Genomic DNA, 7,968 nt, shown 5'->3' on the forward strand with positions numbered 1-7,968 from the left:
GGCTGCGACGGCGTGTCGGGGGTGGAGGCGGGCGCCGAGCGCTCCGGGCCGCCGGAGCCCTGCGCGCCGCCCCTCAGGTCACGCAGCAGATCGCCCTGCCAGTTGTCTCCGGTCGCCATGTCCGCCCTTCTCCTCCGCCTCACTGCCCCGTCCGGAGCGCCTGCGCGTCGACTCAGAACTTGTTGAGCAGCTGTCCGTACACGCCGAACACACCGACGGCGAGCGGGAAGAGCCCCACCATCCCGATGGATTCGACCAGATCGGCCATGCGCCGCAGCCGCACCCGCACATGCTCTGGCGGCTGGACCGCCAGGACGAGCAGCGGCAGCACCGCGGCCGCGCCCAGCACGGTCAGCGGCCCGGCGCCACCAGCGTGCTCCATCCACAGCATCAGCAGGCGTACGACGAGGACCGCCCCGGCGGCGAACAGCGCCACCACCTCGGCGACCAGCGGAAAGGCCCGGGCCCTGGACAGCAGGACGACGGCGACGAGCGAGGGCAGTGCCACCGTCCACCCCGTCTGGTCCTCGGCCAGGGTGAGCAGCCAGCCGGCTGCCGCGGCCGAGGCCGCGGTGACCATCGTGGCCAGGGCCAGGCCCCGGTGCGTGGCCGCGAGCGCGTTGCCGACCTCGTGGCGGCTGACCGAGACGCCGGTCGCGCGGCGGTCGTCGAGCGCGGTGAGCCCCGAGGCCGTGAGGGCCAGCCGCGGCAGCAGGCCGAGCAGCACCACGGAGAAGACGGCCATGACGGCGCCGAGCCGGGCGGGGTCGTCCTGGACGGCCGCGACCGCCTCCCAGACGGCGGCGATCACGGTGCCGGCCGCGGCGCCGATGAGCCCTCCTCGGCCCAGCGGCGAGAAGTGGCCGAGCAGCACGAGCGTCAGGACCAGCGCGCCCGCCACGGCGGCGAGCCGCACGGTTCCCGGCCAGTCGTGGGCGTCGGCGGCGGTCCACGCCGTGAGGACGCCCAGCCCGCCGGAGGTGAGGAGCAGCGTGGTCGCCAGGCCCCGGTTGCCCTGCCCGATCCTGGCGACGAGCGCGCCGGCCGTCATGAGGACGAGGGTGACGGCCACGAGCGCGCCGGCCAGGGCGTCGAGGGCGAACTCGCGGCGGGCGAGCAGGGCCGCGACGAGCGCGAAGGCCACCGTCGCCGCGCCCGCGGTGGCCCGGCGCGCGGCGGGGCGCCAGCGCCAGCCCTGCAGGTCGAGGTCGTCGGCCACCTGGTCGGTGACGTCGTGCACGACGGGGGCGGGTGGCGCGGAGTGGGCCCTGACGAGCCGGAGCACCGCGCCGTCGGCGATCTCGGCCGAGGCGAGTGTGCTGTCGTGCGGCAGCGCCGAGCCGTCCGCGCGCATCAACTGCCGTGTCATGGGGCGTGATGCGACCCGGTCGTCCAGCAACTGCAGAATGTCCGGCAGCAGTTGACCGATCGGTGTGTCGGAGGGCAGGACCATGTCGACCCGGCGTCGCTCGCCGACCAGGGTCACCCGGCTCAGTTGCGCCCGGGAAGTCGTTGCTGTGCTCACCACTTACGGGAACCTATCATCGCGACTTTGGTAAATATCGGGCCAGTTGGACACACCGGCGGCTGCCGGTCCGTTCATTCCCTTTCTGGGAAATCCTTCATCCGCTGTCCGTACTCCTCGCACAATTCACCGGAGTTCCGTGGATTCGCGCGGTTCACCACCCGACCGGTCCGCTGCGATCTCCGCAGGTCCTACGGCTGCGCCGATTTCGTCGACGGCGCCGGCTCCGTCGGCTGCGGCTCGTACTGCTGCTCCTGGCGCTGCTGCTGCTTCTCCTGCTCGGCCTTCTGCTTGGCCAGAGTGTGCTGGAGGAAGGACCAGCCGACACATCCCGCGCACAGAACGGCCGTGATGGCGATCCCGACGAACACCTTCCCGAGGCGCTCGTCGGCCGTGCGCCGTGCCCGGTGCGCCCCGAACAGCAGGGCGTCCCGCATTCTGCGCCGGCGTACAGCCACCGACTCCAGCAGCTGACTGTCGTAATCCCGTGCCATTCGTCGTCAGTCGCCCCAGTCGTCCGTTCGCCTCAGCCCTCGCCGGTGGACGGCCGGCCGCGGCGGCCCGCCCTGCCCCCGGTCCGGCCGCTCCGATCCGCCCTGACGTGCCCTGACGTGTCCTGAGTGCCCATGTTCAGAATCCCCCTCATTTTGCCTCTGCAACATAAGGCATCGGCGAGCGGCTCCAACACCCCTGCCGTACGGCGGGCTTGGGCCGACCGGAGGGCGCGGAGCACCAAGCGGACCCCACAACACCGGCAGTACTCGGGGGAGTCGGTGAGAAAGCGGCACCGTCCGCCCGACCCCTTGATTCAAACGCGCGACCGAGCGCCTGCCGGGACGCCTGAAAAAGGAGAAACAGCCACGCCAGGTTACTTGCAACCAAGAAACTTGCACAGATGCAAGTATCATGGAGGCAAGTCAACCTGGATCTGCGAGGGCCGCGGTATGAACGGATTCGTGGGACGCCGTAGAGAACTCGGCCTCCTTGAGAGCCTATTGACTCCTGTGCGAACCGGGGGCCGCGGCGGGCGACCCGGCCGTGCGGTGCTCATCCGCGGCCGAAGGCGCGTCGGCAAATCCCGACTCGTGGAGGAGTTCCTGGAACGCACCGGGCTTCCGCATGTCTTCTTCACCGCCGTCGGCGGCTCGAAGGACGAGGACCTGGCGGGTTTCGTGGCCGAACTCGCCACATCCCCACTTCCCGAAGCCGACCAGGTCGCGGGCTTCGCCGTCCCGCAAAGCTGGGACGCGGCTTTCGGCCTGCTCGCCGCTGTCCTGCCCAAAGACACGCCCAGCGTGGTCGTCCTCGACGAAATGCCCTACCTCGTGCGTGAGGATCCCACTTTCGAGGGCACGCTCCAGAAGGCATTCGACCGGACACTGTCCAAACTGCCCGTGCTTCTCGTCCTCATCGGCTCCGACCTCGCCATGATGGAGCAACTCAACACCTATGGCCGCCCCTTCTACCAGCGCGGCACCGAGATGGTCGTCCCGCCCCTCAACCCCGCCGAGGTCGGCGCCATGCTCGCTCTTCCGCCGGCGGACGCGTTCGACGCCTACCTGGTCTCCGGCGGCCTGCCGCTCATCCTCGAAGAATGGCCGCATGGCGGCACACTGTGGGACTACCTCGGACAGGCGCTCCTCCACCCGACATCGGCCCTGCTCGTCAGCGGCGAACGAGCACTGGCCGCCGAGTTCCCCACGGAGGCGCAGGCCCGCAGCGTCCTGGGGGCCATCGGACACGGGGAACGTACCTTCACCCTCATCGGCCGGGCAGCCGGTGACCTGAATCCTGGTTCCCTGAGGCGCTCGCTGGAAGTCCTCACCACCCGCCGCATGGTCGCGGCCGACCTGCCGCTGTCCACAAGGCCGAGCCGGGACCCCCGCTACCGGGTCGACGACCCCTACCTGCGCTTCTGGCTCTCGTTCATCGGCCCCGGCATCCCCATGGTTGAAAGAGGCCGCGGCGACCGTGTACTCCAGTCGATCCGGACCGGCTGGACATCCTGGCGCGGCCGCGCCGTCGAACCGGTGATCCGTGACGCCCTGTGGCGCCTGGCCGACGACCGGCTGCCCGAGGACACGAACGCCGTCGGCGGCTACTGGACCCGTACCAACGATCCCGAAATCGACCTCGTCGGCGCAGACCGCGCACCCATCGCCAGGAAGATCACCCTCGTCGGATCGATCAAGTGGCTGGAGAGGAAGCCCTTCGACAACCGCGACCTGGCCAGGCTGATCACGCACCGCTCCCAATTGCCCGGCGCCGACGACTCCACCCCGCTGCTCGCCGTCGCCCGGGCCGGATGCACCGCCGACGGAATCCGCAGCCTCGCCCCCGAGGATCTCATCGCCGCTTGGTCCTGACAGAAAGCGCCCGCGTCACGGTCACCCACCGGACCTCGGCCTCCGGCGGAACGGCGGGGTCCCGCCGGAGGCTGCGGCACGTCCGGCGGGACCAGTGGCGCGCGGGCGGCCGCGCACGGGCGGATCAGCCGAAGTCCACGTCGCTGCAGAGGAAGTACGTCTGGTCCATGTGCGACGCCTGCCAGATCGTGTAGACCACATGGCGGCCGCTGTAGCCCGAAGTGCTCACCGGGATCTCGTAGTTGTTGCTGGGCCCGTACGAGCCGGTGCCGGCGACGAGTTCGAGGTCGCTCCACTTCAGGGGCTGGGTGGTGGGGTCGTGTCCCTGGCGTGTGACGTAGACCAGGAAGTAGTCGGCGCCGTGGCTGGCCTGGTCGTAGAGCTTGACCGTGAAGTCGTCGGCCACGTTCGAGGTCTTCCAGGCGCCCACGGTGTCCAGCGAGTTGTAGCGGCCGCTCTCGGTGCGGCCCCCGCTGCACAACTGGCCGTCGGGGACGACCGCCTGGAAGTTGCCGGCGGAACCGTTGCGGTAGAGGCCGTTCCAGTTCCACATCGCGTTCGGGTTGTCCTGCCACGCCTGCCAGCACATGGGGTCTTCCTGGGCCATGGCGGGGTTCTGGAAGTCGCTTCCCCAGCGCAGCCAGCAGCCGTAGTTGCGGGACGCCGGGTCGATGACCGATCCGTGGGCGTTCGCGGTGCCGGACCACGGGATCAGGCAGAGGAGCACGGCGGCGAGCAGACTGAGGAGGAGGGTCGGACGGTGCAGTGGAGCAATGATGCGGTCATGACAGACCATTTCGCGGTCTCCTTCTTCCGGGGTGGGGGATTCCGGTATGGGAGCGCTCCCGCGCGTTCCAGAGTGTTCTTCGGGAAACAGGGCCGCAACATTCGATTGCGCCACTTTCGGTCGGCCGATGGCGCGTTCGATGCCGTTCGACACGTCCGGCCGCGTCGCGAGCTGTTCACCGGCGAAACCGCCGGGAGGCCATGTGAAAAGCACGGGGACTTCACAGAGCGCCCATAGCGTCCGGCACGTTCGACCCGCACCCCCCGCACCTCCCGGTACACCCACAGGAAAGACGGACACATGCGCCGTACGCGTCTTGTCACCGCTGCCCTCACCCTCGGCCTCGGCCTGCCCCTGGGCCTGATGGCCGCCGCTCCGGCCGTCGCCGACCACGGCCACGGCCACGGCCACGGCCCGATGGCGTTCGAGCCGATTACGGCCTCCGCCTACGACCAGATGTCGGCCGACTGGACCGAGCCGCTCGTCGCGCCCAAGGGCTTCAAGCAGAAGCTCGTCGCGGACGAGACCGTCCTCGACGTCTACAGCGGCACCACCGACGACCTCCACGACATGAACACCGTCAACGAGACCGGCCGGCACGCCGGCCGTTACCTCTACCGCACCCACGAGGTCTCCTCCAACGGCGCGCTGTCCGTCGTCGACCTCAGGACGGGCGAGGCCAAGGTCATCGCCCAGCGCGCGGACTGGAGCCGCCTCGACGGCCTGCGCTGGACCCCCTGGGGAACCCTGCTCTTCGCCGAGGAGACCACCGGCGGCCGGCTCTTCGAGGCCTTCCTCGACCCCGAGGACCCCACCGTGATCACCCGTGTCGAGGAGCGTCGCGAGGCCGGCATCCTGCGTCACGAGGGCATCGAGGCCCGTGCCGACGGCACCGTCTTCGTCATCGACGAACTCAACGGGGGCTCGATCTACAAGTTCGAGCCGACCCGGCGCGGAGACCTCTCGGACGGGCGGCTGTACGCGCTCAGGCTCAAGGGTCTCTCCGACGCCGAGCAGAAGTGGAACCCGGCGACGTACTCCGCCAAGACCGGCGCGTTCGAGTGGGTCGCGCTCGACATGGACCAGGTCGTCGTCGACGCCGACGCCGCCGCGAACGCGGTGAACGCGACCGAGTTCGGCCGCCCTGAGGACGTCGAGGTCATCGGCAGCACCCTCTACGTGGCCAACACCAGCGAGGACCGCGTCGTCGCGATCGACCTGCGCAAGAAGGTCCTCAGCGGCTTCGTCGAGGCCGGCGTGAACGCGCCCGTCGAGAACGCCGGCTCCGGCGTCACCGGCTTCAACAGCCCGGACAACCTCGCCCAGGGCCCCGACGGCCGCCTGTGGATCGTCGAGGACAACTACGCCAGCGACATCTGGGCCGCCGGCAAGGACACCGACCGGGACGGAGTCGCCGAGAAGACCGAACTCTTCGCCTCACTCAAGGACCCGGGCGCCGAGATCAGCGGCATCTACTTCGGCAAGGACCCGAAGTCCCTGTTCTTCAACGTGCAGCACCCGGAAAAGCCCAAGGCGGACGGCACGTGGAAGATCACCCGCCGGTGACACCGCCCGCGTGAACCGCGGAGCCCCGTCCCCGAGGTCAGGGGACGGGGCTCCGTACCTTCGCGGGCACACGGCGGGACGGGCCGGAGAACCCGCCCGCCCCGCTACTCCGAGTTGGCGCTCGACGGGCCGAACAACTCGATCTCGGCGATCGACAACTGCTTGTCGGCGGCGGCTCCGTAGGCCGAGTCGACGGTGAAGCGGACCGCGACGACGTCCTCCGCGCGGAACTTGCGGTGCTGGCCGCCGGCGCCCTGGTCGAGGGTGAGGGCACGCGTGGTGCTCTTGCCGTCGGCGGTGGTGATCCTGGCCGTGAGCCGGTGCGGGAGGGCCGACTTCGAGAGCTGGTCGGCGCGGGTGGACGTGCCGGGGGTGATGACGAGATCCAGCAGACGGACGGGCTGCTGGAACGTCGCCTCCACCCACTCGCCCTGGCCGGACTGCGAGACCCCAGGCCCCCACCAGGTGTTGTTGAGCTTGTCGAAGACGAGCTCGGGGCCGTGCTCGGGGAAGGAGCGCGAGGCCTTGAAGCCGTCGGGGCCGACCGGGGCCCGCTTGGCGAAGTGGTCGCGCACGGCGCTGAAGCCGTCGTCGGCGTAGACCACGGCGGTCACCAGGAGGCCGAGAACGAGCGCGCCGGTCAGCCAGTTCATGATCTGGCCGAAGCCGCGGCGCAGGCGCGGCCTGTCACCGGCCCACGGCGCCTCACGGTTGTCGCGGTCCAGCAGGCGGCGCCACCAGGGTGCCCGGCCGGGGGCCTGGGTGCCGCTGCCGGCCATCGGCATGGCGCAGCGCCCGCAGTAGCGGCGGTCGGGCCGGTTGGGGGTGGAGCACCAGGGGCAGGGGACACCGCCCTCCACGCCCTGCTCCGGGCCCGGTGTCCGGACCTGCGGGCGCCGCGCGGAGGGGCGGCCGGGCAGTACGGGGGCCACGGACGGCTCCGCGGGTGCCCGGGGCTCGGGCTCCGCGACGGGTACGAGCAGGGAGCGGGCCCGTTCGGCCGTCGTCTCCGACTCGGACTCGGGGCCGGAGGCGGAGCCTGAGCCGGAGGCGGAGGCGCCTGAGCCGGAGGCGGAGCCTGAGCCGGAGCCGCCGGGCGAGGATCCGGCAGCGGCCGCGGACCCCACGGACGCCGTGGGTCCTGCGGACCGGGCGGCCGGCAGCGGTTCGGTGTCGGCGGTGCCCTCACCGGTACGGGGGCCGAACAGTTCGTCGCTCAGGGAGGGACGGGCAGGGGTGCCGCCGGCGCCGGCACGGCTCTCCCCGCGGAAGCCCGCGCCTTCGGAGGGTCCCGGGCCGGCGGCGCCGCCTTCCGGTGCGCCCGTGTTCCGGGTGTCGTCCGCGCCCGCGGCGGACCGGCGCGCGCCGCCCGCCCCGACGGACTGCCCGCCGTCCTCCGGTTCCGTGTCCCGGCCGGAGTCCGTGCCAGAGTTTCTGTCGGCGTCCCGGCCGGCTTCCTCGTCCGCGGCACGCCGGAGTATGCCGTCCCGTCCCGGCCGGCCCGGGACCCGCCGGGCCGTACCCGTTTCCGCGAAGGCGTCCCAGCCCCGCTCGCCGTCGTCCGCCGCCCCGCCCCGGGTGGCACGGGCGCCCGCCGCGGCCGGCTCATCGGCGCGGGCCGCCGCGCGGGCCTCCCCCGCCGGAGCGGCCGGCGCACCGGCACCGGCACCGGCTCCTGTGCCTGTGCCGGTGCCTGTGCCTGTTCCTGCTCCTGTTCCTGTCTC

General features: G+C 71.3%; 6 protein-coding genes. 2 read left to right on the plus strand and 4 right to left on the minus strand.

The genetic code is table 11. From position 1 onward, the window contains the following. Positions 1-172: 172 nt before the first annotated feature. Positions 173-1,528, minus strand: a complete 1,356-nt coding sequence (gene eccD / locus GUY61_RS30875) for a type VII secretion integral membrane protein EccD (RefSeq protein ID WP_166633550.1) — start codon at positions 1,526-1,528, stop codon at positions 173-175. 188 nt (positions 1,529-1,716) lie between these two features. Beyond that, entirely contained in the window at positions 1,717-2,019 is a 303-nt protein-coding gene (locus GUY61_RS30880; RefSeq protein ID WP_166633551.1) for a hypothetical protein, read from the minus strand. Positions 2,020-2,469: 450 nt separating this feature from the next. On the opposite strand from GUY61_RS30880, the gene GUY61_RS30885 reads away from it, so the two are divergent. Continuing rightward, positions 2,470-3,891 (plus strand): DUF234 domain-containing protein, encoded by a 1,422-nt coding sequence (locus GUY61_RS30885; protein ID WP_166633552.1) that lies wholly within the window; start codon positions 2,470-2,472, stop codon positions 3,889-3,891. A 124-nt stretch (positions 3,892-4,015) separates the two neighbouring features. On the opposite strand, the gene GUY61_RS30890 is transcribed toward GUY61_RS30885, so the two are convergent. Next, a complete protein-coding gene (locus GUY61_RS30890; protein ID WP_166633553.1) occupies positions 4,016-4,687 on the minus strand; it encodes a lytic polysaccharide monooxygenase in 672 nt (223 codons plus the stop codon). A 291-nt stretch (positions 4,688-4,978) separates the two neighbouring features. Here GUY61_RS30890 and GUY61_RS30895 point away from each other — a divergent pair, with 291 nt between their 5' ends. After that, a complete protein-coding gene (locus tag GUY61_RS30895; protein WP_166633554.1) occupies positions 4,979-6,244 on the plus strand; it encodes an alkaline phosphatase PhoX in 1,266 nt (421 codons plus the stop codon). A gap of 104 nt (positions 6,245-6,348) precedes the next feature. On the opposite strand, the gene GUY61_RS30900 is transcribed toward GUY61_RS30895, so the two are convergent. Further along, the coding region (locus tag GUY61_RS30900; protein ID WP_208106672.1) for an NADase-type glycan-binding domain-containing protein at positions 6,349-7,968 on the minus strand (1,620 nt) is incomplete at its 5' end.

Source organism: Streptomyces sp. GC420, assembly GCF_009916105.1.
In the GTDB taxonomy this organism is placed as follows: domain Bacteria; phylum Actinomycetota; class Actinomycetes; order Streptomycetales; family Streptomycetaceae; genus Streptomyces.